The following is a 26223-nucleotide window of genomic DNA, read 5'->3' on the forward strand; positions in this document are numbered from 1 at the left end:
GCATCAGGCCTTACTGCCTCCCATCTTGCTCATCCAGCGCTTGCTCTCCTGATGCATCAGCCAGTCAAACGCCCAGGGCGCATGGCGCTTCAGCATCCACATGCGGCGCTCCTTGGCGTGGGGCAATACCCAGAAGCTTTTGTCTTTTACCGACCGGTAAATATCCTCGGCCACGTCCTCCGCCGTCACCGTGGACCGCTTCATCAGTTTGTTCACATTCTGCTGGATGCCGGGAATATCCGAGCGCATGCTGCTGGTCAGGTTGGTCTGGAAAAACGCCGGGCACACACAGCTGACATGAATACCGGCATCCCGAAGCTCCTGACTCAGGGTCTCGGACAGGGCAATTACCCCCGCCTTGGTCACATTGTAGCTATCCATCAGAGGCGCCAGCATCAGCCCGGCCATGGAAGCCACATTCACAAACGCCCCGGCGCCCTGCTGTTTGAACTGCGGCGTGAACGCCTTGCAGCCGCGAACCACACCCAACACGTTGATATCGAGAATCCACTCCCAGTCCGCCATGGTGGTGTCTTCAATGGAGCCGGCAGAAGCAACACCGGCGTTGTTCACCACCACATCCACGCCACCCCACTTCTTCACCAGGTCGTCCCGGACTTTCTCAAAATCGGTCAGGCGGCGAACATCGCACTCGACAAAGTAGCCCTCGCCACCGGCCGCGTTGATTTCGCTCTCAACCCCAACGCCCTGCTCCGGGTTGATATCCCCGATACAGACTCTGGCGCCTTCTTTCGCGTACCGCAATGCAATCGCCCGACCGAGGCCGCTGGCCCCGCCGGTTATGAATACTCTCTGTGTCATCGCTGTTTTTCTCCGTCAGGTTTGGAGTTCTTGCTCTTTTTTTGGTGCAAGAGCTGCTACCGGGTAGGCCTTTCCAAAACACGCTGTGAATACGTCCATGTACGCTCTGCTCCGCCATCCATGGCTCCGCAAGGTTTTGGAAAGGCCTACCCGGCAACAGCTCCCGAACTTTCGAGTTAGCTGATCTGCATCTGCATCCCCAAAACCGGCAGACCACTCCAAAGTTTGAAGGAGCGGGTGGGGACAGGTTTCTGAAACTGTGCGGAGCCATGGATGGCGGAGCCCAAGCGTCACAGGGATGTGCCGCAAGGAGCGTGTTTCAGAAACCTGTCCCCACCCGATCCCCGCACCAAATGTCGAATACTGATCAGGATTTGTACTTCCGGAGTTCCAGCCGAGCCACCATGGCCCGGTGAACCTCATCAGGCCCGTCGGCCAAACGCAAAACCCGAGCATAGGCGAACAATTGCGTGAGCGGGAAGTCATCATCACTGACACCGGCACCACCGTGAATCTGAATGGCCTGATCGACAATGGTCTGCAGCATGGACGGAACCACCGCCTTGATCATCGAGACCTCCTGCAACGCCCCCATGATGCCCTTGGTGTCCAGCGCCCAGGCGCATTTCAGCGTCAGCAGCCGCGCCTGCTCAATGGCCATACGGGCATTGGCAATAATGTCCGGGTTACCGCCCAGCTTGGCGATCGGTCGCCCGAAGGCCTCACGAGTGGTGGCACGCTTGATCAGAAGCTCCAGTGTGCGCTCCGCCGCGCCAATCGCCCGCATGCAGTGGTGCACGCGGCCCGGCCCCAGACGGCCCTGGGCAATCTCAAACCCGCGACCCGGGCCGGCGATGAACGCGCTCCTGGGCAGGCGGACGTTGTCGAACAGTACCTCGCCATGGCCGTACGGCTCGTCGTATTCACCGAATACCGGCAGCATACGTTCAATCTTCACGCCCGGGGTATCCAGCGGCACCAACACCATCGAGTGACGGCGGTGCTTGTGGGCATCCGGGTCTGTCAGGCCCATGAAGATGGCGACTTTACAATTCGGGTGTCCGATACCGGTACTCCACCACTTACGACCGTTCAGAACCACTTCGTCGCCTTCGACAATGGCGGTGGCTTCCATATTGGTGGCATCGGCAGAAGCAACCGCCGGCTCGGTCATGCAGAAGGCGGAGCGGATTTCGCCGCTGAGCAACCGGGGCAGCCACTCGGCTTTCTGCTCTTCCGAGCCATAGTGGATCAGCACTTCCATATTGCCGGTGTCCGGTGCGTTGCAGTTGAAGATCTCCGGCGCGATAAAGCTGCGCCCGGTTTCCTCGGCAATGAGGGCGTAGTCGGAATTCAGCAGGCCGCACCCGTACTTCTCGTCCGGGAAAAATATGTTCCAGAGCCCCTCGGCCCTGGCCTTCTCCTTCAGCTCCCGGATAACCGGCAGCACCACCCAGCGGTTTTCCAGGCTTCGAAGCTCGCTGTGGTACTGCTCCTCAATGGGAAAAATCTCATCCTTCATGAATTGCTTCACGCGGTTGAGGTAATCCTGGCCTTTCTCGGAAATATTGAAATCCATCGCCGTATCCTCGCTGACAGTTGCACGGTGGCGTGCACGGAATAATCACGTTGAAACCAGTCTAGGGAGGACTTAACTATTACGCGACTGAATTATTCTTATCGTTTATTATTAGCGAAACTTATCCACAAACGGACCTTGATCATGGCCCTGAACCGCCTGGATCTGAACCTGCTGCATGTTTTTGACACCATCTACCGGGAAGGCAGTCTGACCCGCGCCGCCCGGGCCCTGCACCTGACCCAGCCGGCGGTCAGCCACTCGCTGTCCCGGCTGCGGGATCATTTTGATGACCCGCTGTTTACCCGCCAGGGCAACCAGATGGTACCGACGCCCCTGGCCCGGCGGTTCCTGGAATCCATGCGGCCGGGCCTGACCCAGATCCAGGGGGCGGTAAACCAGTTCCATGCCTTTGATCCGGCCACCCAGCGCAAGACCTATTCGCTCGGCTTGCGGGATATTCTCGAATCCACCTTCCTGCCCCACCTGATGGCAAGGCTGGACGCCTACCCGGAACTGGAGATTGTGAGTCAGCGCGTGGCGCGGCGGGATATGGCGACGCAACTGGCCGCCGGCAAACTGGATTTTGCGGTCGATGTTCTGCTGCCGGTCAGTAACCAGACCGCCCACGAGCTGCTGCGCCGGGACCGGCTGGTGGTACTTGCCCGGGAGGGACACCCGCTGGCGGCGAAAACGTTGGATATGGCGGGGTATCTGTCTGCAAAGCACGTTCTGGTGTCTTCACGCACCGAAGGGCCGGGGATTGAGGATTTCGAGCTGTCGAGGCTGGGCGTTCAGCGCAGCATCCGGCTGCGCTGCCAGCACTACTATGCGGCCTGCCGGGTGGTTGAGGATACTGACCTGCTGCTGACTATGCCGGAAGCCTATGCCCGGATCATCGCCGAGCGGGCAGACATCCGGATTATGGCTCCGCCAGCGGAGCTTCCGTCGATTGATGTGCATCTTTACTGGCACAAAGCCTATGAGAAAGAACCCGCGTTAATCTGGTTTCGGGAACAGCTCAAGGCAATCAGCTAATGGCTAATACGCGCCCACGGCCACCAGAAAACCGAAAAAACCGGCGGCGGTGATGGCCAGTGACGCCAGAACGATGGCAAGGCCCCACCAGATCGCGCTGGCATCGGAAATGCCGACATCGTGGCCCCGCAGGGTTCGGTAAAAGGCCCAGGGGCCGAGAACAAACGCTCCCACAACGGCAAAAACCAGCCCCACGCTGATGCCAGCGAAAGTCCAGGTGGCCAGCACCATGGCGCGATCTTTTACCTGGTCAGTAACGCCATGGCGCTCGAGGAATTTCTGGCAGAAAAACCAGATCAGGGCGAACAGGACAATAACGAAAACCAGCCCGCCAACAATGGTTATGATTCGGTAGAGCAAGGGGTCAGTCCTGTCAGTTCAAAAACGGCTCACGCCGGAAACACAGGCTCCGGGAGACACTCAAAGCCGGGCTTGGCGAACAGATAACCCTGGTACAGGTTTATGCCCTGGGAGCGCAACCAGAAGTACTCTTCCTTGGTTTCCACGCCCTCGGCGATAATCTGGCCGCCCAGTTGTTTCATCATGGTGATAATACCCGCCACGACCGCCTGCTTGTTCGGCTCTTCATGAACATTGCGAATCAGAGCCATGTCCAGTTTAAGAAGATTTGGCGGACTGGCAATCATGATGTTGTAGCGGGAGAAGCCTGCCCCGAAATCATCGATCGCGGTACTGAAACCCATTTCCTGATAGGCCTCGATGATAGACACCAGATGGTCCACCGAGGTTGAGGTGAGGTTTTCGTCCTCTGTCAGCTCAAAAATAATCTTGCGGGTGTCGAAATTGTAGGTTTTGGCCGCAGCCAGGGTGGTTCGGATGCAGTATTCGGCACGGTACACGGCGTTGGGCATGAAGTTGATGCTGAGCATCGTTTCCATGCCGAGTTTTGAGGCGAGTTTTACCGCTTTTACCCGGCACACCTGGTCGAACGCATACCGGTTCTGGTCGTTCACCCTGGAAAGCACGCTCATGGCACCCTGCCCTTCCGTACCACGCACCAGTGCCTCGTAGGCGTAAACAGACTTGTTCAGTACATCCACAATGGGTTGGAACGCAAAGGTGAAGGAGAAATCCAACCCTGTGCCACAGGCGCATTGCTCACAGTGAGACTCATCAAAAAGTACGGCGGGCTGGTTCACTTCAACTCCTGGACTTCAATTCTGGCGGTTGTGCGATGTCGATAAGGCGTATTTTCAACTCACTATAGCCGTGATCTTTTTACCGGTAAAACCAATTACGGTTAAAGCGTGTAAAACGCTGGCATACCCCGATCACATGACTAAACTGGGGTTTGCTGCTTATACGAGTCTGTTCATAAAAGGAGTCTCCCGAATGGCCAAAACTACCCGAATCGCAGTCACCCCGGGCGATGGCATTGGCCCTGAAGTCGTGGCCGAAGCTGTACGCTGCCTGGAAACCCTGCGCGCCAGGCACAGCCTTGATATGGAGTGGGCGCGATTCCCCTGGCCGTCCCATGCCTGGCACGAAGAGCACGGAGAATCCATGCCGCAGGACGCGCTGGATCAGTTGCAGAAATACGATGCCATTCTGCTGGGCGCTCTGGGTGATCCCGGCCCTGTGGATGATCCGGACCGCTATCTGCTGTCCGACAGCGTTTCCCTGGCACCACTGCTGGATATGCGCAAGGGCTTTGACCAATGGGTCTGCGAGCGCCCGGCAAGGCTGCTTCCCGGCGCCCGCCAGTACCTGGCCGATGAGCGGGCCAAGGACATTGACATGCTGGTGATCCGGGAAAACTCCGAAGGGGAGTACGTCAGCCAGGGTGGCCGCCTGCGCAAAGGTACGCCCGATGAAGTGGCGACCCAGATCGAGGTGTTTACCCGAAAGGCCACCGACCGGATCATCCGGTATGGCTTTGAACAGGCCCGCAACCGGGCAACCAACCGGGTCAATGAAGGCCGGACCCGCACGTTCAAAACACTCGATGGCCGCACCTGCGAAAGCCAGGTCTGCCTGGTCACCAAACGCAATGCCCTGCGCTACTGGGGCGACATGTACACCGAGGCCTTCGAAGCCATCAGCAAGGAATACCCGGATGTGGCGACTCACCATGAACTGGTCGACGCCGCCTGCATGAAGTTTGTGCAGAGCCCCTGGGCCTTTGACGTGGTGGTTGCCAGCAACCTGCAGGGCGACATACTTACTGATCTCGCTGCCGTGCTTTCCGGCGGCATGGGCGTGGCGCCTTCGTGCAACCTGAACCCCACCAATCCGGACATGCCTTCCATGTTCGAGCCAACCCACGGGAGTGCGCCGGACATTGCCGGACAGGGACTCGCCGACCCGACCGCGATGCTGTTCACCACGGCGCGCATGCTGGAATGGCTCGGCCGAAAGGACCCAAAAATTGCTGCGGCTGGCAAGGAATTGTTCGATGCAGTCGCGGCAGACCTCGCCGAGAATGCCGGAACCCGGCGGGGTACTCACGAAATCGGGGCTGCGATCCGCAAGCGCCTGTCAGAATGACGCCGGATTGTGCCAAGGCGCTCTGCAACCCTTCAGGTCGGAGCGCCTGACCTACGGCGTCACTCATCCGCCATAACGAACTCGAGCCGGCCCGGCGCCACCCGGATATCCACGGGCATCATGCCAAACATGCGCTGGGCAAAGTCGGTTTCATCAAGCCGGTATACCGGCATGGTTTCCAGCATCTGCGCGACCAGCCGCATCACCGTGTCGGTTACCGGCTTCAGGTCACCCTTGAAAAACGGCGAGTCGATGCTGCTTTCCAGCAACTGCAGCCGCCGGATGAAAATGGCTTTTTCGGTGCTGTCATAAACCGGGGAACCTTCCACCTTGAGGGCAATCTCCACCGGCAATTTGGCCATTAGCGCATTCAGCGCAACCTGCCCCCGCACATCGATCACCGCAACGTCGCGGCCATCCGGCCCAAGGGTGATATTGGCGTCGTCCAGGCTCAGGCTCAGGGGGGAGCCGCTGTTCAGCTGCTGGCGGTCAAATTCACTCACCACGTCCTGCAGGTGCCGCTCCAGCTCACCTTCAGAAATGGCATAGGGTGACATGCTGGCGCAGCCACTGGTCATCACCAGTGCCAGCACAAGAAGTGCCCAGAACGCTTTACGGGATGCTCTATTCATCAGGGTTTCTCCAGGGAATCTGCGTCTATCCTGCGGCACGCAGGAAGGTCGGGCTAGGGCAGCGGGTTAACGATTGGTCAGAAATGGTCCGGGCCGGCTATTCGTTTTCCGCCCGGGCCTCGACCTGAGGTGTCAGGTTGTCGTCAAAGGTCACCCGTAACAGAATGGGCTGGCAGCAGACCTGGCAATCCTCGACGTACTCCTGTTCAGGCACCGAGGGGTCGACGCTGATATCCAGCGTCTCCCAGCAATACGGGCACTGAATGAGGACCGAGTCGAGAGCTGACATGGCATCCCCTCAGAACTGCTGCTTCGCCATCCACGGGATGACGCGATCAAAGGCCTGTTCCAGTTTCTCGCAGGTGGTGGAGAAACTGATCCGGACGGCATTGGTACACCCCTCCCCGAAGGCATCCCCGGGCACCATGCAAACCCCGGTTTCCTTCAGCATCCGCAGTGCCAGATCGGAACCATCCACGCGGGCTGGCAAATCCGGAAACGCAAAGAAGGCCCCGCCTGGCTTGTAGCCCGTCATGTAGGGCGTCTGGTCGATCAGCTCAACCACCTTGTCGCGGCGTTCCCGATAAATATTGACCATATCCCGCACACATTGCTGGTCACCGGTAAGCGCCGCCACGCCGGCAAACTGCGAAGGCGTATTGGCCACCGAGGTGGTGAACATATGGAGCCGGCGCAGAGACTTGATGGCGGCCTGGCTGGAAATCACCCAGCCAACCCGCAGACCCGCCATGCTGTAGGTTTTCGAGAAGCTGCTGATACACATGATGTTGTCCAGGTCCATCGAGCAGTTCAGGACGCTGGCGAAATCATCATCGTCGAAAATCAGGTGGTCGTAGACCTCATCGGCATAGACCTGAATACCACGGTAGGCGCACTCCTCGAGAATGGTCTCCACGGTACTGCGTGGGTAGACCGCGCCAGTGGGGTTGTTCGGGTTGTTCAGGATGAGAGCGAATGTGCGCGACCCCATGGCACGGATCACTTCGTCCGGATCGAGCTGGTGGTTGTTCTCCGCCCGGGTTGGCACATACTTCACCTCGCCGCCGTTCATCCGGATCAGGGGCGCATAGAGCAGGAAGGAGGGATCCGTAACGATAAACTGCCGGCCCGGCGCAGACGTGGCGGAAATGGCCAGGTACATGGCCTCGGTGGCGCCACTGGTGATCAGGATGTTGTCGCGGGTCAGCTTCCGGTTGTAGCGCTTGCCGTAGTAGTCACGCAGCGCCACCAGGAGTTCCGGCAGCCCGGCGTCCATGGTATAGCCCGTTTGTCCCGCATTCAGGGCATCGACGTAAGCATCAATAATATGCTTGGGGGTCGGCAGATCCGGCTGACCTATGGAAAGATGAATCACATCCTTCATGGTGGCCGCCATATTCACCATCCTCCGGATGCCAGGCACCGGAATCGCCTGCATGGCCGGGTTCCAACTGGCCTTGGTCTTCCGGTACTTCACTTTACGCGGTTTGGTCTGGCCGGTTTCTTTGTTGGCGGCTTCTGCCATAAACACCTCCTGCAAACGGGGCAAATAGAATCCACTACTGCAGGTTAGTCAGTATGAAAGACCTCTACAAGACAAAACTCAATAAAGATAATGTACGTGAAAGTACCGCCATCACCGCCGCCAGAGGCAAATCTGTCGCCCCGCAAGTTGACCCGACAACACCTGCCGACCAGACTGTAAATACCCCCTCGCGGGCGACCACCAGTCACACATCAAAAAGGCGGAGGCTCAATGACTCAGCACAGCAAACCTGTTGTAACCGTTCTTACCGCGCCGGAAGAACAGGAACCGCCGGGAATGGATGCACTGAGGGCCCGCGCTGATGTGCGGTTTGCCTGTGACGAACCCACCCTTCGGGAGACTCTGCCCGGCACCGAAATCATGATGGTGACCGACTTCCGTACCGACGCCCTGGAAGCGGCCTGGCACACCGCGGACAAGCTGAAATGGATCCACGCCACCAGTGCCGGCGTTGATGCCCTGATGTTCCCAGACCTGATAAAGGGTGAGGTGACGGTTACCAATGCCCGAGGCATTTTTGACCGGACCATTGCCGAGTATGTGCTCTGCACAATCCTGATGTTCGCCAAGGATTTCCCGAACTCTATCCGGCTGCAGATGAAGCACCAGTGGAAGCACCGGGATACCGAGCGAGCCGAAGGCAAGCAGGTTCTGGTGGTCGGCGCCGGCTCCATCGGCCGGCAGATCGGCCGACTGGCAGGTGCCGCCGGATTGAAGCCCCATGGTATTGCCCGCAAGGCCCGAAAGGAGGATCCGGATTTTGTGGCGGTACACGGCAATGATGATCTTTACGAGCAGCTAGGCCATGCTGATTTCGTGGTCATCGCGGCCCCGCTGACCCCGCAGACCGAGGGCCTGTTTGATGAAAAAGCCTTCAAGGCCATGAAACAGTCAGCCCGTCTGATCAACATCGGCCGTGGCCCGATCGTCAAGACAGACGACCTGGTGGCCGCGCTCAGAAATGGCGATATCGCCGGTGCCGGCCTGGATGTCTTCGAAGAGGAGCCGCTGCCGGAAGACCACCCGCTCTGGGACATGGAGAATGTCACCATGACCGCCCATATGGCCGGTGATTTCATCGGCTGGAAGCGGGCGCTGACCGATCAGTTCCTGGAGAACTTCGACCGCTGGCACAAGGGCGAGGAATTGTTCAACCTGGTGGATAAGGAACTGGGGTACGCTGGCAGCAAGTAAGAATTTCGCAGCAAACACTGGAGCGAGCGTCGGAGCGGGTTTCCAAAACCGTGCGGAGCCATGGATGGCGGAGCCGAGCGTACAGGGACGTATTCACAGCGTGTTTTGGAAACCCGCTCCGACGCTCGCTCCTAAGTGCTGTGTTTTATCTCTGGCCATACAAGAAACGGGAGCCCAGGGCCTCCCGCTTCATATTCAAACCGGAAAACTGAATCAGCTACCGGACAACGACTGATCCGAAGGATCAATCTCCATCTGCTGAATCGCGATCACCGCCTGGGTCCGGTTACGAACTCCAAGCTTCCGGAACACCGCCGTAATATGCGCCTTGATGGTAGCCTCGGAGACATCCAGATCGTAGGCGATCTGCTTGTTCAGAAGCCCCTCGGCCAGCATACCCAGCACCCGGAACTGTTGCGGCGTCAGTGACGCCAGTTTTTCGGAAAAGTCCGTGGCATCCGAATGCATCTGCTCGATCTTGTCTGCCACACCCGCAGGCAACCAGACATCCCCTTCCAGAACGGCCTGAATGGCCTCGGTGATGGTGGGCAACGGCGCCGACTTCGGAATGAAGCCCGAGGCGCCGTAATCAATCGAGCGGCGCATGACCTGTAATTCCTCGGATCCTGACACAACCACCACCGGCAGCCCCGGATATTGCCCGCGCATGAACACGAGCCCCGAGAAACCGTGGGCACCCGGCATATTGAGATCCAGCAGAACCAGATCCGCGTCCGGGTGGGAATCTACCGCCGCCTGCAGCGCCTTGATGCTGTCGACTTCCACCGTCTCGGCATCGGGTACCGCCTGACTGACCGCCTGCTTCAGTGCTGCCCGAAACAGCGGGTGATCATCAGCGACGATAATTGTTTGTGCCATTCAACAGATTCCTCACAGGTAGATGGCCCGTTTACACACAGGCCTTACTGGTTCGCACGACCGCTGATCAGGTCATCCACGACGCCCGGATCTGCCAGCGTAGACGTATCGCCCAGCTGATCATGCTCATTTGACGCAATCTTACGCAAAATCCGACGCATAATCTTGCCAGAACGAGTCTTGGGCAGTCCAGGCGCCCACTGGATGATATCCGGGGAAGCGATCGGACCGATTTCCTTGCGAACCCACTGCACCAGCTCCTTCTTGAGCTCATCCGTAGGCTCCTCGCCGTGCACCAGGGTGACATAGACATAGATCCCCTGCCCCTTGATCTCGTGCGGGTAGCCAACCACGGCTGCTTCGGCAACCTTGTCGTGGGCAACCAGCGCACTCTCGACTTCCGCGGTGCCCAGGCGGTGGCCGGACACGTTCAGCACGTCATCCACCCGGCCGGTGATCCAGTAGTAGCCGTCTTCGTCACGGCGGGCGCCGTCACCGGTGAAGTACATGCCCTTGTAGGTGCTGAAGTAGGTCTGGGCAAAGCGCTCATGGTCACCGAAGATGGTGCGCATCTGGCCCGGCCAGCTGTCGAGGATAACCAGGTTGCCCTCCGTCTTGCCTTCGAGGATATTGCCTTCGTTATCCACCAGCGCCGGCTGGACACCAAAGAACGGCACGGTCGCGGAGCCGGGCTTCAGGTCAATCGCGCCAGGCAGCGGGGAGATCAGGATGCCACCGGTTTCGGTCTGCCACCAGGTGTCGACAATCGGGCACTTGCTGTTGCCGATGACCCGGTGGTACCACTCCCAGGCTTCCGGGTTGATCGGCTCGCCCACCGAACCCAGCAGTTTCAGACTTTCACGGGTGGTGCCGTCCATGCAGGATTCACCCTCTGCCATCAGGGCCCGGATCGCGGTCGGTGCGGTGTACAGGATGTTGACCTTGTGCTTATCGACCACCTGGCCCATGCGAGAGGTGTCCGGGTAGTTGGGCACACCCTCGAACAGAAGGGTAACGGCGCCGTTGGCCAGCGGGCCATACAGGATGTAGCTGTGGCCTGTGACCCAGCCAAAATCGGCGGTACACCAGTACACATCACCTTCGTGATAATCGAACACATACTCGTGGGTCATGGAGGCAAAGACCATGTAACCACCGGTTGTATGCAGAACACCCTTGGGGGCACCGGTGGAACCGGAGGTGTACAGCATGAACAGCGGGTCCTCGGCGTTCATGGCCTCCGGCGGGCAATCCGCCGATGCGGATTGCATCAGGTCTTCATAGCGCGCGTCGCGGGCGTCGTTCCAGGGCACCTCGGAATTGCCGGTACGGGTGACAACCACCACTTTCTCGACATTGGCGGCGTCTTCGTTCTTCAGGGCCGCATCCACGTTCTTCTTCAGCGGAATCTTGCGGCCGCCACGAACACCCTCGTCAGCGGTGATCACGAAGCGGGATTTGCCGTTCACAATACGGGCACCCAGGGCTTCCGGAGAGAAACCGCCGAACACGACCGAGTGGATCGCACCGATACGGGCGCAGGCCAGCATGGCAACGGCCGTTTCGACAATCATCGGCATGTAGATGGTGACCACGTCGCCCTTCTTGACGCCCAGGCCTTTCAGGACGTTGGCGAACTTGCTGGTTTCCTCGTGCAGCTCGCGGTAGGTGACGTGGCGGGAATCCGCGGGGTCATCACCTTCGAAGATGATGGCCGTCTGGTCTCCGCGCTTTTCCAGATGACGGTCCAGGCAGTTGGCAGATGCGTTCAACTGGCCATCCTCAAACCACTTGATGGCCAGGTTGTTGTAGTCGTAAGTCGTGTTTTTTACCTTGGTGTAGGGCTTGATCCACTCAAGGCGCTTGCCGTGTTCACCCCAGAAGGTGTCCGGGTCTTCAACTGACTGACGATACATTGCCTCGTACTGTTCCCGGTTCAGAAGTGCCCGCTTGGCGACTTCCGGGCTTACCGGATATACCTGTTTATCAGTCATTGTGCTCCCCCTTTGTCAGAGTCTGTTGTCATTGTCGGTTTTGGAATTCTGAGCGGTGGGACCTCTAGGGTCCTCTGGACGGATAGCCGTAGTTCATCATGTGTGCCACTAAACAATGAATTAGACTAACGTCCTAATGCGCTTGAACTTTTAGCCAAAACCAGCCCTTAACCCACAATAAAATAAGGGTTATTTGCGTTGAACGAGAAGCTCTTAAAAGGATAGTTCGATCGGGGGTAATGGCAAACCGGTGGCAGAAACGGCCAGGAGATGAGAGCAGCCCGGCCAACGCGACCGGGCTGCCGGTGTTACGCCGCCTTCTTTCGGGCCTTGGCAGAGTGGAGGCTGTAGACTTTCCGCTCTTTCAGGGCATAACGGTTAAGCCCCGCCAGGTGGATTTTCCGGAGGTAGACCGCCCAGTCAATCTGGCGGGCATCCACCGGGAACAGCACTTTGTCCAGCTCCCCCATCCGGGCCGCGAGGGCCAGCAGGTCGTCATTGCGGAAGATGTAATTCGGCGCCGTATAGAAGCCGAAAATCGTTGCCAGTGAACGGGTGGTATCCAGGTTGCGGAGCACTTTCAGCTCACGGTTCTGCCCCAGCATTCGCAGGACCCGGCCGGTAATGCTCAGAGGGATACGCACGCCGCCAACCACGGCATCAAAGAGCCGGCGGTTGACCGCAATGAACGGCTTGGTCGGCTGGCGGTAGAACAGCTGATCATACGCGGCGTAATTGGCCCTGGATTCTGCCAGCAGATAATCAATGAACTGGCCCAGCGAGACCGGATTCGAGCTGCCACTGCAGCACTGATAGATCCGGTGACGCGGGGTTTCTCCCAGCGCCTCGGCGGCGGCCAGAATGATGGCATTGGCCACGAGGTCAACGGGAATGACATCGATCACGCCGGATCGTTTGCCCGGGAACAGGGTAACCTTCTCACGGGCGTAGGCCAGGATAATGGCGTCGGCCACCTTCACCCCTTCAATCCAGCCGGGTGCGGGCTCCTCAAGCGCACTTTCGATAATGGCCGGGCGCACGATGGTCAGCGCCCTTCCTGACAGGGCTTTCAGCAGAAGCTGCTCACCCAGCCACTTGGTAAAGGTGTAGGTGTCGCTCCAGCCGTAGTAGTTGGCTTCGCGAATCCCCAGGTCTACCAGTTTCTTTTCCAGCATCTTGCCGGAGTAGCGGGACCGGACATCAGCAATCTTGTCGTCCAGCAGCCGGACCAGCTCCTCAATCTCGTAATAGCCTTCGGTGCTGCGAGGAATAGACTCGCCCGCTGGCTTGATCACCGATTCGGTAATCTGGCCGGCATTCATGCCGTTCACATAGCAGGTAGAAACCTGAATCACCGCCAGGGATTTGTTCTGGCGCGCCAGCTCGGCAACGTTTTCCAGGCACAGGGTGTTGATGGCCAGGGCTTTGTCCAGTTCTTCGCGGAAGTTGACGCTGGCCGCCGAGTTGATTACGGCATCAATGCCGTTGGCCAGCTTGCGGAAGCGCTCAGCGGGCAGACCAAACAGCGGCTCGGTGACTTCACCGGTCACGCAATACACACGCTCTTCAATGAAGGCTTCAAAAGCCTCGTTATCGTCCTGGCGAAGCCGGTCGAATACCGAGGAGGTGGCGATCTCTTCATAAAAGCGCTCCCGGGCCTCCGGATGGCGCTTGTTACCACGGATCAGCAGGTGAATGCCGCCGATATCAGGAACGGCGCGAATCAGTTTTTCCAGTACCACCTTACCGAGAAAGCCGGTGGTTCCGGTTATCAGAACGTGCTTTCCGCGGAGCTGCTCAAGCACCTTCGATGATGCCCCGGGATTCAGCTGCTGTGTTGCCATGGGAGAACTCCTTCTCATTCAAAGTCTTCACCGACACGAACCTGCCGGCAGGGAAAAGTTTGCGAATCAGGTACACCATATCCGGTGCATATTGCGGGCCACGATCCAGATCAATGCATAATCTTTGCACAACTCTGGTGACAGAGTGGTGACACACTGCAAAGTTACGCTACAAAAAGTACAAAAAAAATGACGGTGAAAGAGGTAGGTTCTAGTGCCTAGTCAGGAGCCACCCTGATCGTTACCCGAGAGTGACCGCAAGAGCTGGTCCAGGGAGATATCGGCGGGTTGCTCCTTCAGCACACGCACCAGGCGATCCTGCTCTCCAAAGCTGATGCGATCATAGAAGGGCTCCCGCAGGACGGGATGGCCAGGCTCGGGCGGTGGCGGTTGCCTGGCCGCGGGCGCAACCTGGTCGGCCAGCTCCCGGAGGTGGGAGGCCAGATGACGCTTGCGTTCGGGGCTGAGATTTTCCCAGGGAAGCGCCGCCAGCCCGGTCTGGATAATTTCGATTGCATCGCTGTCCAGCGTGCTCCCCAGCAGTGCAAAAAGCCGGGTAAATGCCTCATAACGCAGCAACGGGTCAACGGCGCCATGGCTGAAAACTGCCTCGAGCTCACCGACGGCATCGACACATTGCTTTTTGATGTCTGGCGCTGGCGCTTCTTCGGCCGCCGCGCTCTCCGACGACGCCGCGCCGGGCGGAGATGCCACCACTCCTTCCCTGCGGGATACCCGGTGCCAGTAGGCGGCAATACCCGCCTTTCGCCTGGGAAGCTGGGACAGCCGAACGTTCAGCATATCAGCGAGGGTATGAAACTGGCGGCAGGATGGGTCGGATACTGGCAGCAGTGCAACCGGCTTCTGATTCAGCACCGACTGGCGGAGGGTTTCATCGCGCCATATTCCCCCCATGTAATGAAGCGCCAGACCCAGGTGACGCTGAGCCGCAGCGTCGAGGCGCTGGAATACCGAACGGGCCTGGCTGGCGCCCTGGGCCATATTGACGAGGATGCTGGGAACCCGGTTGTAACCTCTGCGCCGAAGAACCTTGATCAGGGAGAAGGCATCGGTCAGGGACGCAGGGTCCGGGGTTACCACCATGCAGGCCAGCTCCGTGGCCGCTATCATGTGAAGCCCGACCGCCTGCAGGCCGGCGGCGGTATCGGTAATCACGTAATCGTACCGGCTCTCGAGGTTATACAGCGCCCTGAGAATTCGCAGGCCTTCGGCCTGGCCCATGTCCATGCATTCCTGCACGCCGGATGCGCCGGGAATGATGTGCAGGCCATAGTCTGTCTCGAGAATGACGTCTTCCAGACGGCATTCGCCGGCCATGACATTCGCAAGGGTTTTTTGCGGATAAAGGCCCACCATGATGCTGACATTGGCCAGATCGGTGTCACCGTCCAGAAGCAAAACCCGGTTATCCTGCCGGGCGAGGGTAAGCGCAAGGTTCAGGGCGAGCGAGGTTTTGCCCACCCCACCCTTGCCACCGGTAATGGCGATCGTCCGGGGCTGGTGCGGATTGTGCTTGGCGGGTGCTGTGGCAGTCATTACCGGTGATCCAGGTCCCTGATTTTACAGTTGCAGGCAAACTAACCTGTAAAAATTCTACACATATCACGGATTAGATAATATATTGCTTAAAAAATCAGCAATAAGTATTTAATAACGACGGGTTATTGTCTAAGCTCTTTTCCAGCAACAAGAATGAACACCCCGTCAGCTACTGACTTGTTACATCGCACGGCAGGTAAGCCTATGCACATTGCGCCTGATCTTCAGCTACCGAGTCTCCCGGAAGTGACCTTGCGGGCGCTCGAAGCTTGCCATCAGGACGCAAGCTACCGGAAGATCAGCGAGATCGTCGCCGCCGACACAGCCCTGGTGGCCCGCATACTCGCCCTTGCCAACTCCGCGCTCTATGGCCCTGCAACGCCGATCCGCTCAATTGATCAGGCGCTACTGAGGCTCGGGACACGCCGGTTCCACACCCTAGTGCTCACTGCGGCCCTGCGCCAGCTCCTGTTCGAGCTCGGCGGAGACGAATGGCAGCAGCTCCGGGACTTCTGGCGCCACTCCCTGACCACCGCCCTGACCGCACGGGCCCTGGCCACCCTGACCCGTTACCCGGAGCCCGACGAAGCCTTCATGCTGGGCATGCTTCACAACATTGGTGAGCTGATCGCTATTAAAACGCCAGCAACCGAAGCGAAGCAACACTATCTTGATCATCAGTCCGACATTGCCGCCGAGCTTGTCACCTCCTGGGGGCTGGGGCCGATGGCCGCCGATGCCATGCGCTACCAGCAGGCGCTGCCATCGGAGCTGCGGGATGCCGGCCATCTGGTCAAGCTGATCAGCCTGGCTACCCGCCTGGCCCTCTCCGATGCCGCCGGTATTGCTGCGGCCGGGACGGTGTTCGGGCTGAATGAGGAGCTGACGAGGGAGATCAACCGACGGATTGGCCATGAAGTCACCGGTATGGCCAACTCTCTCGGCATCCCGCTGGATGAGGACTACAGCGGAGAAAGTGCATCCAGAAAACTGAAACAGACCATTCTGCGACAGGCCATGGCCAGCCAGGCGCTCAACCTGGCTGATATATCCGGTGAGACTGACGACATCCTGGCCGAAACGGTCAACAGCCTGACCCTGATCACCGGCCTGCCCGCCCTGTGTTTTGGCCATGCCGGGGACAACCTTGTGCTCCTGTCCGGGACCATCGGCGACATCCCGGAACTGGCCGTGACAGCCAAACCCGGCGGCAGCGTGCTTACCGAGGCATTCATTTCCGGATTGCCGGTCAGCCTGGGCGAACGCCCGCCCACGGTACTCGATCGTCAGCTACTATCCCTGTTACATACCCCGTCGCTGCTCGCCATTCCGGTTGTCAGTGATGACCAGTGCCCCGGCATCTTTGCCCTTGGCACCGATAGTGAGCAGCTACCGACCACGCTGGAACTGGCGGATATTTTCGTCCGCCAGCTCGCCCCTGTTCTCGCCAGCCGGACAGGCCCGGATGCCAAGACTGCGCCAGACAGTAAGCAACTGGACCAGGAAGTTGCCCAAGACCGGTTGCGCAGGCAGGTGCACGAAGTCAGCAACCCCCTGACCATCATCCGGCAGTACATCTACCAGCTCCGGAGCCGGCTTGAGGATGGCGATGTTCAAGAGGAACTGGATATCATCCGGGATGAGCTTGACCGGGCCGGTAACCTGTTGCTGCAGATGAGCCACACTGACGCCCCGGACCACGATGGCGGCAGCGTTGAGCTGAATTCGGAACTGGAAAGCCTGGCCCGGATACTGGAAGACAGTCTGTTTAGCGACGACAATCGTGATCTGACATTAAAACTCGGCAACCAGTCGACACAGGTTGCCGCCGGTGCCACGCGCATTCGCCAGGTGGTGATCAATCTCGTCCGCAATGCGGCCGAGAGTCTGCCGGAGAACGGAGGTATCGTAGAGGTCCGCACCGCGTCCCCGGTATGGCAGAATCAGCGTACCTGGGTAGAGCTGGAAATTACCGACACGGGCACGGGAATACCCGGTGAAATCAGGGACGCCCTGTTTTCGCCGGTCACAAGCACAAAAGGAGAGGGCCACAGCGGGTTGGGCCTGAGCATTGTGAAACAGCTTGTTGATGACATGGAGGGCATCATAGCTTGTCGCACGGGGCAGGAAGGCACCACCTTCAGGATTCTGTTACCGGCGGCCAGCCATAAAAAGAACGAGACCGACTGACGAAGAATCAACGGACACAGACCGATGGCACCTGAGCTTACTGATCAGCCTTTCAGTTACGGGGTAACGGCACGGATACTGGTGGCGGATGACGAACCCCGCCTGCTGGACTCACTGGCATCGCTGCTGCGCAGCCGTGGTTATGAGGTTTCCGAAGCCCATGGCGGCAGGAAGGCCTGCGAACTCATTGACCAGCAGGGCTTTGACCTGGCGCTTCTGGATCTGCGCATGCCGGAGGTGAACGGATTTGATGTCATGGCCCACCTTGCCAAAGGCCAGCCGGAATGCGGCGTGATCGTGGTCAGTGGCGAGAGCTCCTTCAGTTCTGTCAGCCGGGCGCTCCGGCGCGGCGCGCTGGACTACATCCGCAAACCCTTTGATCCGGAAGAATTGCTGGCAACGGTCGAAAGCGTCATCGGCAAACGGTCTCTGCTCAAGGCCCACGAACATATCCAGTTCCGGCTGGAAAAATCCGAAGCCCTGCACCGCTATATCGTCAACAGCTCCCCCGACATCGTGTTCATGCTCGATGAAGATGGTCGCTTCTGCTTTATCAACAGCAAGGTGGAAAGCCTGCTGGGGTACCAGCCAGACGAGCTGTGTGGTGAACACTTCCGGCAGATCCTTGATGACCGGGACGTTACCCGGGGAACGCTGGCGCTCAAAGGCCCCAATATCACCGCAGACAATCCCAGAACCCTGGAAGTACGCCTGAAAACCAGGGGCAGCCGCCGGGCAACGCGGCATTTCGAGATCACGGCTTTCCCCATCGACCCGCAAACCTGGCCCCACACCGGGGCAACCCAGGGCGGAGGCAACGGCAGCGGCGCGCGATACTACGGCACCGCCCGGGACGTGACCGAACGCAAAGAGGCCGAGGCCTTTATCAATTTTCAGGCCTACCATGACCTGCTCACCCGGCTTCCCAACCGGGCCCTTTTCAAGGACCGCCTCGAACTGGCAATCACCCACGCGAAACGCGGGGGCCAGAAGCTGGCGGTGATGTTCCTCGACCTAGACCGTTTCAAGGTGATCAACGATACCCTCGGGCACGCCATGGGGGACCGCTTGCTGCAGGCCGTCACCCACCGGCTGGAAAAATGCCTGCGCAAGGGCGACACGCTGTCCCGGTTCGGTGGCGATGAGTTCACCCTGTTGCTGCCCTCCATCCACAACCATGAGGATGCGAGACAAATCGCCAAGAAGCTGATTGACGCGCTCCGGGCGCCCTTTGAACTGGGTGACCACGAGGTTTTTGTTGGCGTAAGCATTGGTATTTCTATCTTTCCGGAAGCCGGCGAGTCCATGGATCAGCTGATCCAGAATGCCGATATTGCCATGTATCACGTCAAGGCCCGGGGCAAGGACGGTTACCGCTTCTATTCCGAAAGCATGAGCATCGACACCGCCAACCGGCTGAACCTGGAGCGGGACCTGCGCCAGGCGCTGGAACGGGACGAGCTGCGGGTGTTCTATCAGCCCCAGGTGTGCTCAACCAGCAACCGGGTGGTCGGGCTGGAGGCACTGGTACGCTGGCAGCACCCGGAAAGGGGCCTGCTGTACCCGCGGGATTTCCTGCCCCTGGCAGAGGAAACCAAGCTGATCGGCCAGCTCAGTGAGCGGGTGCTTGACCAAGCCTGCCAGGATGTCGGGCACTGGATTCGCTCGGGGCACCCGGACCTTCGCCTCGCGGTCAACCTGTCGCCGATTCAGGTCGAGCATCCCCGATTTGTGGAAACCCTGATGCAGCGGGTAAAAGCCCACAATTTTCCGGCGGGAAACCTGGAAATCGAAATCACCGAAAACGTGATCATGAATGATCTGGAACAGATCAGCCAGAAGTTGCGGGAACTGGCGGCGCTGGGAGTCCGGATCGCGATCGACGATTTTGGCACCGGTTATTCCTCACTGAATTACCTGCACCGCCTGCCCATTCACACCCTCAAGGTTGACCAGTCCTTCGTAAAGGCCATTCGCAGCGGAGAGGACGGCGCCTGCATCGTGAATGCGATTGTCGCCATGGCCCACGGCCTCAAGCTCGAGATTGTTGCCGAAGGCGTGGAGACTGACGAGCAGTTGGAATACCTGAGGGGGCTCGGGTGCCACCAGGTCCAGGGCTTTTTCTACGGGCCGGCACGGCCGGCAGCCGAGATATCCAAGAGCCTGGGACTCACCAGGGCCCGGGCCGCAGCCTTCTGATACCCGATTATTTATTGTCTGACACTCTGATATAAATTCGCGATCTGGTTTGCAAAGTATTGCAACTGGTTACTTTTTGTATCCGGAAATGCGCATTACTGCACATATTTCTCCCACCCTGTTCTCTAAGCTCAAATCCATCAGGCGCTGCCACCGGAATGTCCGACATTCTCGGATACATAACGACAAAAACGGTGGCGGCATCCAGGGAACAAGAACAGGCAGCAGTCATCATGCGCGATAAGTACAAGTACATTGGCCCGGTATACGATTTTCTGAGCAACCTTTACAGCGGCAAGAACATTCACCGCTGCAAAACCGCCATGCTGGACGTGGAAACCGTCAAAGCCGGTGACCGGATCCTGTTCGCCGGCGTTGGCCACGGCAGGGACGCCATTCGCGCCGCCGAACTGGGTGCCGACGTAACCGTGGTAGATCTTTCAGAGACCATGCTGCGCAAGTTTGCCGAAGCCCAGCAGAAAGAGGCACCGCACCTGACCATTCGTCGCATCCACAGCGACATCATGAAAGTGCATGAATTCGAGCAGTACGACATGGTGGTCGCCAACTTTTTCCTGAACGTGTTTGACGAGGACATGATGGTTCGGGTCCTGGAACACCTGATTCGACTGGGCAAGGCCGATGCCAGTGTCGTGGTCGGTGATTTCTGCTACCCCACCGGCAACATCTTCTCCCGGATGTTCAAGAAGCTTTACTGGTATATGGCCGTCTTCATCTTCTGGCTGTTTGCCAATAACGCCTTCCACAAGATCTACAACTACCCCGAACACATGCAGCGCCTGGGCCTGCAGGTTACCGAGAAGAAGCATTTCAAACTTCTGAACATGAATTGCTACTGGTCCATTCTCGGCCGCAAGCAGGCCTGAACAGCACCGCTCAGGGACCACCCAACAAAAACAAAAGGGGAGCAGCAGGATGTCGGATCAGATACTCGCACTGGACACGGTCGGCGCTCTGGAAAGCGGCTCATTCAGCTTCGGTGAGCGCGTTGGTTTTCTGAAGAAATTCGGAACCCACTCTCAGTCTTTCTCTACGCTTCAACCAGGCATGCAGTACTTTGATTTGCCTGGCGTAGGCTATATCGCCTACATGCGTAAATGGGGCGGCACCTTTGTGCTTTCGGATCCGGTTTGCGCACCGGGCGATTTCGGCAAGCTGCTGGAGAGTTTTCATCAGCGCTTCCCCAACGCCAGCTACATTCAGGTCTCAAAACCGGTGGTAGATTTTCTGCATCTGCGGTTTGGCCTCTATGGCACCCAGTTTGGTAGCGAGTCCCGTATCGATCTTGGCCAATGGTCCCTGACCGGAAAAAAGAAGCAGATTCTCCGGACCGCGCTCAACCAGGCCGAGAAAAACGGCATTACGGTCATGGAGCGGTTCAGCGACGATCACACGCGGGAAATCTCCGAAGCCTGGATACGTACAAGGAAGTGCAAAAGTAATGAAATCCGATTCCTGATCCGGCCGATGGAAATGGAATACCGGGAGAACGAGCGGCATTTCTACGCCTATCAGGATGGCAAGGCGGTTGGTTTTATCTACTTTGATCCGATTTACCGCAACAACGAAATTATCAGCTACGTGCCCAATATTTCCCGGGCCAATGCCGATTTTCGCCAGGGTATTTTCTATACCCTGATGGCACATGCGATGGACGTGTTCAAGGCTGAGGGCGTGCCCTATCTCGACCTTGGCCTGATCCCCCTGTCTCTGGATGCGACGACCGAACACCAGGAGAGCCGCTTGCTAAAACGCCTGTTGCACGGTCTCTATGAGAAAGGCAATTTCCTGTATAACTTCAAGGGGCTGGAGTTCACCAAGTCACGCTTTCGCGGCGACAACTTCAAGACCTACTGCTGCCACAAGCGATCAATTCCGGCGCTGGAATTTCTCGCCATGTTCAAGCTGACCCGGCTTCTGTAGCGACCAGCAGCTCCGCAGGCCAGGCGCCGTGCACCCGCCGGGGAGACAGGCCAAGCCCGGCCATAAAAACCGCAATGCCTTCCGGGGCCGGGCCGGAAAACAGCGCCGCGGTAACCGGCGGGGAAGCAGGCTCCGCCACGGGGCTCCGGGCGACGGCAAGCTGGCCTGCCTGATCCAGCAGCCAGGCTACCCGGCGGGCAATAGCCTCGCCCGAATCCACCCAGAATTCAACGGCCGGCAGGCTCTGCCTCAGATTCTCCAGCAGCAGCGGATAGTGGGTACACCCCAAAACCACCGTATCGACCCCGGCCTCCCGAAAGGCCGCCATGGCTTCCCAAAGCTCAGCGGCCGGAACCACGTTGCCGGCCACCAGGTCTTCCGCCCAACGCACCAGGCCGTGGTGCCCGATTCGCTCGACCCGGCAATCTCCGGCGAATTCCTCGATCAGCCGGTCCAGGTAGGGTCGGCGGACCGTCGCCGGCGTTGCCAGAAGCCCGATGCGCCGGTTCCGGGTTTTTGCTGCCGCGGGCTTGATCGCCGGCACCACCCCGACAACCGGCACCGGAGTCATCCCGCGAAGGTGTGGCAGCACCACCGTGCTGGCAGTATTACAGGCCACCACCACAATGTCAGCGGGGTATTGTTCGAGAGCCCGGCCAATCAGGGTGCAGGAGCGTTCAATCACCACCGCTTCCGGTTTGTCGCCGTAGGGAAAACCGGCGTTGTCGGCCAGATATACCAGGTCTGCTCCCGGCAGATGCTGGTGGATGCAGGCTGCAACACTCAGCCCGCCGATACCGGAATCGAAGACCAGAACCCTGGGAGGCGACTGTCCGCTCAAACCGGAATGCCTCCCCGGGAAATTTCCTTTTCCATCGCCCGGATCAAACGGCCGGAAATTGTGGTTTCCGGAGGTACCGGTGGTGTGTTGCCCGGTAGAAACCAGCCGGCATCAGCCAGTTCCTCTTCCTGCAACACCAGCTCGCCTCCGGCGTAATCGGCAAAGAAGCCAACCATCAACTGGTGCGGGAAGGGCCAGGGCTCCGACGCGTGGTAGCGGATATTGTTCACATCCAGGCCGGTCTCCTCTTTCACCTCCCGGTGAACAGCCCCTTCCAGGCTCTCGCCCGGCTCAACAAATCCGGCAATCAGGCTGTAGAAGTCACGCCGGGTTCGCGACGATTTCGCCAGCAGCAGACGGTCATTCCTGCGGATCACAACAATGACGCAGGGCGCGAGCCTCGGGTACCAGGGAATCCCGCAGGGCTCGCACCATTTGGCGCGCTCCCGGGGGTGCACGCCGGTTTCCTCACCGCAGCGGCCGCAGTACCGGTGGTCGCGCCACCACTGCCAGACCTGGAACCCGGTACTCAGCATATCCGCCGGGGAGTCGGTCATCATCAGCAATGCTTCCCGAAGGGAGACGACCTCCTGTCCCTGGACGATACTTTCCGGCACCTCGGTGACAAAGACATCCCGACCGCCGTAAGCCCCCAAAGAGACGGCATCGCGCAAGGAGCCAGCGAGCATGGCGCTGTCACAGCTGTGCAGCCAGCCGTTTTCAGGCTTCACCACGCCCGGTCCGGAAAGCGCCAGGACCAGATCACCTTCCTCCGGCGACCGGTTTGTCCAGCCGGGTTTCCACTGAGTCATAAAGACTGCCCTCTGATGTGTCACCTGTGTGATTATAAGGCCAAGCTGAAATGTACCACACTGCGATACTGGCCAAGAACGTAACCCCGGCTTTCCGGCCTGTACTCAACCAAGTAAACTTGGCACCTGTCTTTTCAATGGAGTGGCACTTTATGCGTCTTTACCAGGGCATTCGCAGCCTGATCCTGACCCTTTTTCGCAAGATACTGTTTATCTGGGTCCGGACAGATGTCAGCGGCAACAGCGTTGACGCCCTCGCCCTGGATCCGGACAAACCGGTTTGCTATGCGCTGCAGTACAGTTCCCTCTCCAGCCGGCTGGTGCTGGAGCAGGAGGTTATCCGGGCCGGCTTGCCCGGGCCGGAAGACGCACTGCCGGTCAAGAACGGCCCTTCGCACTCCTTTTTCTTCCTGTACCGCCGGATTGGCGGTTTTTTCCGGGGGCGCCAGGCGCCGGCACCCACCAGCGAGTTCCGGGCACTGGTTCACTACGGTCTTGAACACCCCGACCAGGATGTCCAGATTGTTCCTGTGTCCCTGTTCTGGGGTCGGTCCCCGGACAAGGAAAAATCCCTGGTCAAACTGTTGCTGTCTGACACCTGGTCCATTGCCGGTCGGTTGCAGAAACTCCTGATCATCATGGTTCACGGCCGCAATACCTATGTGCAGTTCAACCAGCCGCTCTCGCTCAAGCAAATGATCGATGAATACCGGCATAACGAAGAGCGGGCCCAACGCAAGCTGGCACGCATTCTCAGAACCCACTTCCGCCGGGTACGCCAGGCGGTGCTGGGGCCGGATCTTTCCCACCGCCGCACACTGGTCGCGGGCCTGGTGCGAACCCAGGCGGTCAAGGAGGCGATTCGCGAAACCGCGGCCAAAGACGATATTCCACCGGAAAAAGTGCGCGCCAAGGCCTACAAGTACGCCGACGAAATTGCCGCCAGTATGTCGATTGTCACCATCCGGTTTCTGGAGGTGGTTCTGTCCTGGCTGTGGAACCGGATTTACAAGGGCATCGCCATCAATAACATCCGGGTGGTGAAAGAGGTCGCCCAGGAAAACGCCGTGGTTTACGTACCCTGCCATCGCTCCCACATCGACTACCTGCTGCTGTCCTATGTGCTCTACAAGAATGGCCTGATGCCGCCGCATATTGCGGCGGGCATCAACCTCAACATGCCCGTCGTGGGGCCGATCCTGCGCCGGGGCGGGGCTTTCTTCATGCGCCGCAGCTTCAAGGACAACCCGCTGTACGCCACCGTATTCAACGAGTACATGCATGTGATGTTTTCCCGGGGATACTCGGTGGAATACTTTGTCGAGGGTGGCCGAAGCCGCACCGGCCGGATGCTGCAGCCCCGCCCGGGCATGCTGGCAATGACCGTGCGCAGCTTCCTCCGGGACCACCGCAAGCCGATCGTGTTTGTTCCTGTCTATATCGGCTATGAAAAGGTCATGGAGGGGCGCTCCTACCTGGGCGAGCTTCGTGGCAAGAAAAAGCAAAAGGAGAGCGTGTTCGGGCTGGCCAAAACCGTTCGTAAACTCAGCAATTCCTTTGGCCGGGTGGCCGTCAATTTCGGCGAGGCGATTCACCTTTCGGATGTGCTGGACGACGTCCATGACAGCTGGCGACAACAGGCCTATGACGCCGAATACCGGCCGGCCTGGCTCAACACGGCAGTGTCCGAACTGGCCTTCCGGGTGGCTTCCAACATCAATGCCTCGGTCGCGGTCAATCCGATCGGTATGACCGCGACGGTCCTGCTGGGCACCGAACGCCTTGCCATGGACGAAGGCCAGTTGATCCGGCTGATGGACCAGTATGCCGCCCTGCTGAATGACTTCCCCTATGCAGGGACCGTTACCCTGCCCGAGGGTAGTGGCAAGGATTGGGTGGCCTACTGTGAAGACATGGGGCTGATCAGCCGCATGCCCCAGAAGCTGGGCGACATCATCGGCCTGGAAGGCAGCAATGCCATTCTGATGACTTACTACCGCAACAATATCCAGCACCTGTTTGCGCTGCCGTCACTGATCGCCAGCCTGTTCGAGAACAAGGATTCCCTGAGGCGGGACAAGATCGTGTTCCTGGCCAGTGTGGCCTACCCCTATTTGCAGTCCGAGCTATTCCTGAAGTACCAGCCGGATGAGGCCGAGCAGGTGATCAACCAGTGGATTGACGTTCTGATCGCCCAGGGCTTGCTGAAGTCTCTGGACGACGACCGCATCGGCCGACCCGATGAGGGCACCGAGGCCATGCTGCGATTGCGGGTGCTGTCACGCTTTATCATCCAGACCGTCGAGCGCTATCACATTGCGCTCGGCATCCTTCGAAAATACGGCTCGGGCAAGATCAGTGCGGCTGAACTGGAGGAGCAGAGTGCGCTGCTGGCTGAGCGCATGTCTATCCTGTTCGGCTTGAATGCACCGGAGTTTTTCGACAAGAGCCTGTTCCGGAACTTCATTGCCAACCTGCAGAAGAACGGCGTCATTACCACGGATGACAATGGTCTGCTGTGCTATGGCGAGGGCCTGGACGAGGTGGCTGAGGACGCAAGGCTGGTGCTGAGCGTTGAAAAGCGGCAGGCGATTCAGCAGGTCACGATGATGGGGGCCTGAGGCTCCTCACCGGCCCGGGT

At 58.9% G+C, this 26223-nt stretch carries 21 protein-coding genes; 8 read left to right on the forward strand and 13 right to left on the reverse strand.

Annotated features, from left to right (window positions below):
- Window positions 1-3 precede the first annotated feature (3 nt).
- Together msub_RS06565 and msub_RS06570 are read right to left on the reverse strand one after the other, a co-directional pair.
- Window positions 4-822, reverse strand: coding sequence for an SDR family oxidoreductase (locus msub_RS06565; RefSeq protein WP_048495272.1), 819 nt, complete (start codon window positions 820-822; stop codon window positions 4-6).
- 367 nt (window positions 823-1189) lie between these two features.
- Window positions 1190-2401 carry an acyl-CoA dehydrogenase family protein gene (locus msub_RS06570; RefSeq protein WP_048495273.1) on the reverse strand — a complete coding sequence of 404 codons (1212 nt, stop codon included), beginning with the start codon at window positions 2399-2401 and terminating at the stop codon, window positions 1190-1192.
- Between the two features lie 144 nt (window positions 2402-2545).
- Between msub_RS06570 and msub_RS06575 the strand changes: the two genes are divergently transcribed.
- Window positions 2546-3439 carry a LysR family transcriptional regulator gene (locus tag msub_RS06575; protein WP_048495274.1) on the forward strand — a complete coding sequence of 298 codons (894 nt, stop codon included), beginning with the start codon at window positions 2546-2548 and terminating at the stop codon, window positions 3437-3439.
- Between the two features lie 3 nt (window positions 3440-3442).
- Here the strand turns inward: msub_RS06575 and msub_RS06580 are convergent, their stop codons facing one another.
- Window positions 3443-3799, reverse strand: coding sequence for a hypothetical protein (locus msub_RS06580; RefSeq protein ID WP_048495275.1), 357 nt, complete (start codon window positions 3797-3799; stop codon window positions 3443-3445).
- Between the two features lie 29 nt (window positions 3800-3828).
- Window positions 3829-4599 carry an EAL domain-containing protein gene (locus msub_RS06585; protein WP_197083794.1) on the reverse strand — a complete coding sequence of 257 codons (771 nt, stop codon included), beginning with the start codon at window positions 4597-4599 and terminating at the stop codon, window positions 3829-3831.
- A gap of 193 nt (window positions 4600-4792) precedes the next feature.
- On the opposite strand from msub_RS06585, the gene msub_RS06590 reads away from it, so the two are divergent.
- The gene (locus tag msub_RS06590) at window positions 4793-5947 is read left to right on the forward strand and encodes an isocitrate/isopropylmalate dehydrogenase family protein (protein ID WP_048495276.1); all 1155 of its coding nucleotides are present in this window, start codon (window positions 4793-4795) and stop codon (window positions 5945-5947) included.
- A 59-nt stretch (window positions 5948-6006) separates the two neighbouring features.
- Here msub_RS06590 and msub_RS06595 read toward each other — a convergent pair whose 3' ends face one another.
- From msub_RS06595 to msub_RS06605, 3 genes are all read right to left on the reverse strand, one after another.
- Complete coding sequence (locus msub_RS06595) at window positions 6007-6579, reverse strand: DUF1439 domain-containing protein (RefSeq protein WP_048495277.1); 573 nt, start codon at window positions 6577-6579, stop codon at window positions 6007-6009.
- Between the two features lie 97 nt (window positions 6580-6676).
- On the reverse strand, window positions 6677-6868 hold the full coding sequence (locus tag msub_RS06600; RefSeq protein WP_048495278.1) for a CPXCG motif-containing cysteine-rich protein: 192 nt from the start codon (window positions 6866-6868) through the stop codon (window positions 6677-6679).
- A gap of 9 nt (window positions 6869-6877) precedes the next feature.
- Entirely contained in the window at window positions 6878-8104 is a 1227-nt protein-coding gene (locus tag msub_RS06605; protein ID WP_048495279.1) for a pyridoxal phosphate-dependent aminotransferase, read from the reverse strand.
- A 231-nt stretch (window positions 8105-8335) separates the two neighbouring features.
- Here msub_RS06605 and msub_RS06610 point away from each other — a divergent pair, with 231 nt between their 5' ends.
- A complete protein-coding gene (locus msub_RS06610; protein ID WP_048495280.1) occupies window positions 8336-9319 on the forward strand; it encodes a D-2-hydroxyacid dehydrogenase in 984 nt (327 codons plus the stop codon).
- A gap of 213 nt (window positions 9320-9532) precedes the next feature.
- Here msub_RS06610 and msub_RS06615 read toward each other — a convergent pair whose 3' ends face one another.
- From msub_RS06615 to msub_RS06630, 4 genes are all read right to left on the reverse strand, one after another.
- Complete coding sequence (locus msub_RS06615) at window positions 9533-10198, reverse strand: response regulator transcription factor (protein WP_048495281.1); 666 nt, start codon at window positions 10196-10198, stop codon at window positions 9533-9535.
- Between the two features lie 44 nt (window positions 10199-10242).
- A complete protein-coding gene (gene acs, locus msub_RS06620) occupies window positions 10243-12192 on the reverse strand; it encodes an acetate--CoA ligase (RefSeq protein ID WP_048495282.1) in 1950 nt (649 codons plus the stop codon).
- A 308-nt stretch (window positions 12193-12500) separates the two neighbouring features.
- Window positions 12501-14036, reverse strand: coding sequence for a fatty acyl-CoA reductase (locus msub_RS06625; RefSeq protein ID WP_048495283.1), 1536 nt, complete (start codon window positions 14034-14036; stop codon window positions 12501-12503).
- A 222-nt stretch (window positions 14037-14258) separates the two neighbouring features.
- The gene (locus msub_RS06630) at window positions 14259-15593 is read right to left on the reverse strand and encodes a MinD/ParA family ATP-binding protein (RefSeq protein ID WP_048495284.1); all 1335 of its coding nucleotides are present in this window, start codon (window positions 15591-15593) and stop codon (window positions 14259-14261) included.
- Window positions 15594-15800: 207 nt separating this feature from the next.
- On the opposite strand from msub_RS06630, the gene msub_RS06635 reads away from it, so the two are divergent.
- From msub_RS06635 to msub_RS06650, 4 genes are all read left to right on the forward strand, one after another.
- On the forward strand, window positions 15801-17786 hold the full coding sequence (locus tag msub_RS06635; RefSeq protein WP_048495285.1) for an HDOD domain-containing protein: 1986 nt from the start codon (window positions 15801-15803) through the stop codon (window positions 17784-17786).
- A gap of 24 nt (window positions 17787-17810) precedes the next feature.
- On the forward strand, window positions 17811-19985 hold the full coding sequence (locus msub_RS06640) for a putative bifunctional diguanylate cyclase/phosphodiesterase (protein WP_048495286.1): 2175 nt from the start codon (window positions 17811-17813) through the stop codon (window positions 19983-19985).
- A gap of 233 nt (window positions 19986-20218) precedes the next feature.
- The gene (locus msub_RS06645) at window positions 20219-20872 is read left to right on the forward strand and encodes a class I SAM-dependent methyltransferase (RefSeq protein WP_048497008.1); all 654 of its coding nucleotides are present in this window, start codon (window positions 20219-20221) and stop codon (window positions 20870-20872) included.
- Window positions 20873-20921: 49 nt separating this feature from the next.
- Window positions 20922-21929 (forward strand): DUF2156 domain-containing protein, encoded by a 1008-nt coding sequence (locus msub_RS06650; protein ID WP_048495287.1) that lies wholly within the window; start codon window positions 20922-20924, stop codon window positions 21927-21929.
- Here the strand turns inward: msub_RS06650 and murI are convergent.
- The gene (gene murI / locus msub_RS06655; RefSeq protein WP_048495288.1) at window positions 21907-22770 is read right to left on the reverse strand and encodes a glutamate racemase; all 864 of its coding nucleotides are present in this window, start codon (window positions 22768-22770) and stop codon (window positions 21907-21909) included. The genes msub_RS06650 and murI overlap by 23 nt on opposite strands.
- The gene (gene nudC, locus msub_RS06660; protein ID WP_048495289.1) at window positions 22767-23582 is read right to left on the reverse strand and encodes an NAD(+) diphosphatase; all 816 of its coding nucleotides are present in this window, start codon (window positions 23580-23582) and stop codon (window positions 22767-22769) included. Before nudC ends, murI begins: the two co-directional genes overlap by 4 nt.
- Window positions 23583-23734: 152 nt before the next feature.
- Between nudC and plsB the strand changes: the two genes are divergently transcribed.
- Entirely contained in the window at window positions 23735-26203 is a 2469-nt protein-coding gene (plsB, locus tag msub_RS06665; RefSeq protein WP_048495290.1) for a glycerol-3-phosphate 1-O-acyltransferase PlsB, read from the forward strand.
- The last annotated feature ends 20 nt before the right edge of the window (window positions 26204-26223 follow it).

This window comes from Marinobacter subterrani (genome assembly GCF_001045555.1).
In the GTDB taxonomy this organism is placed as follows: Bacteria; Pseudomonadota; Gammaproteobacteria; order Pseudomonadales; family Oleiphilaceae; genus Marinobacter; species Marinobacter subterrani.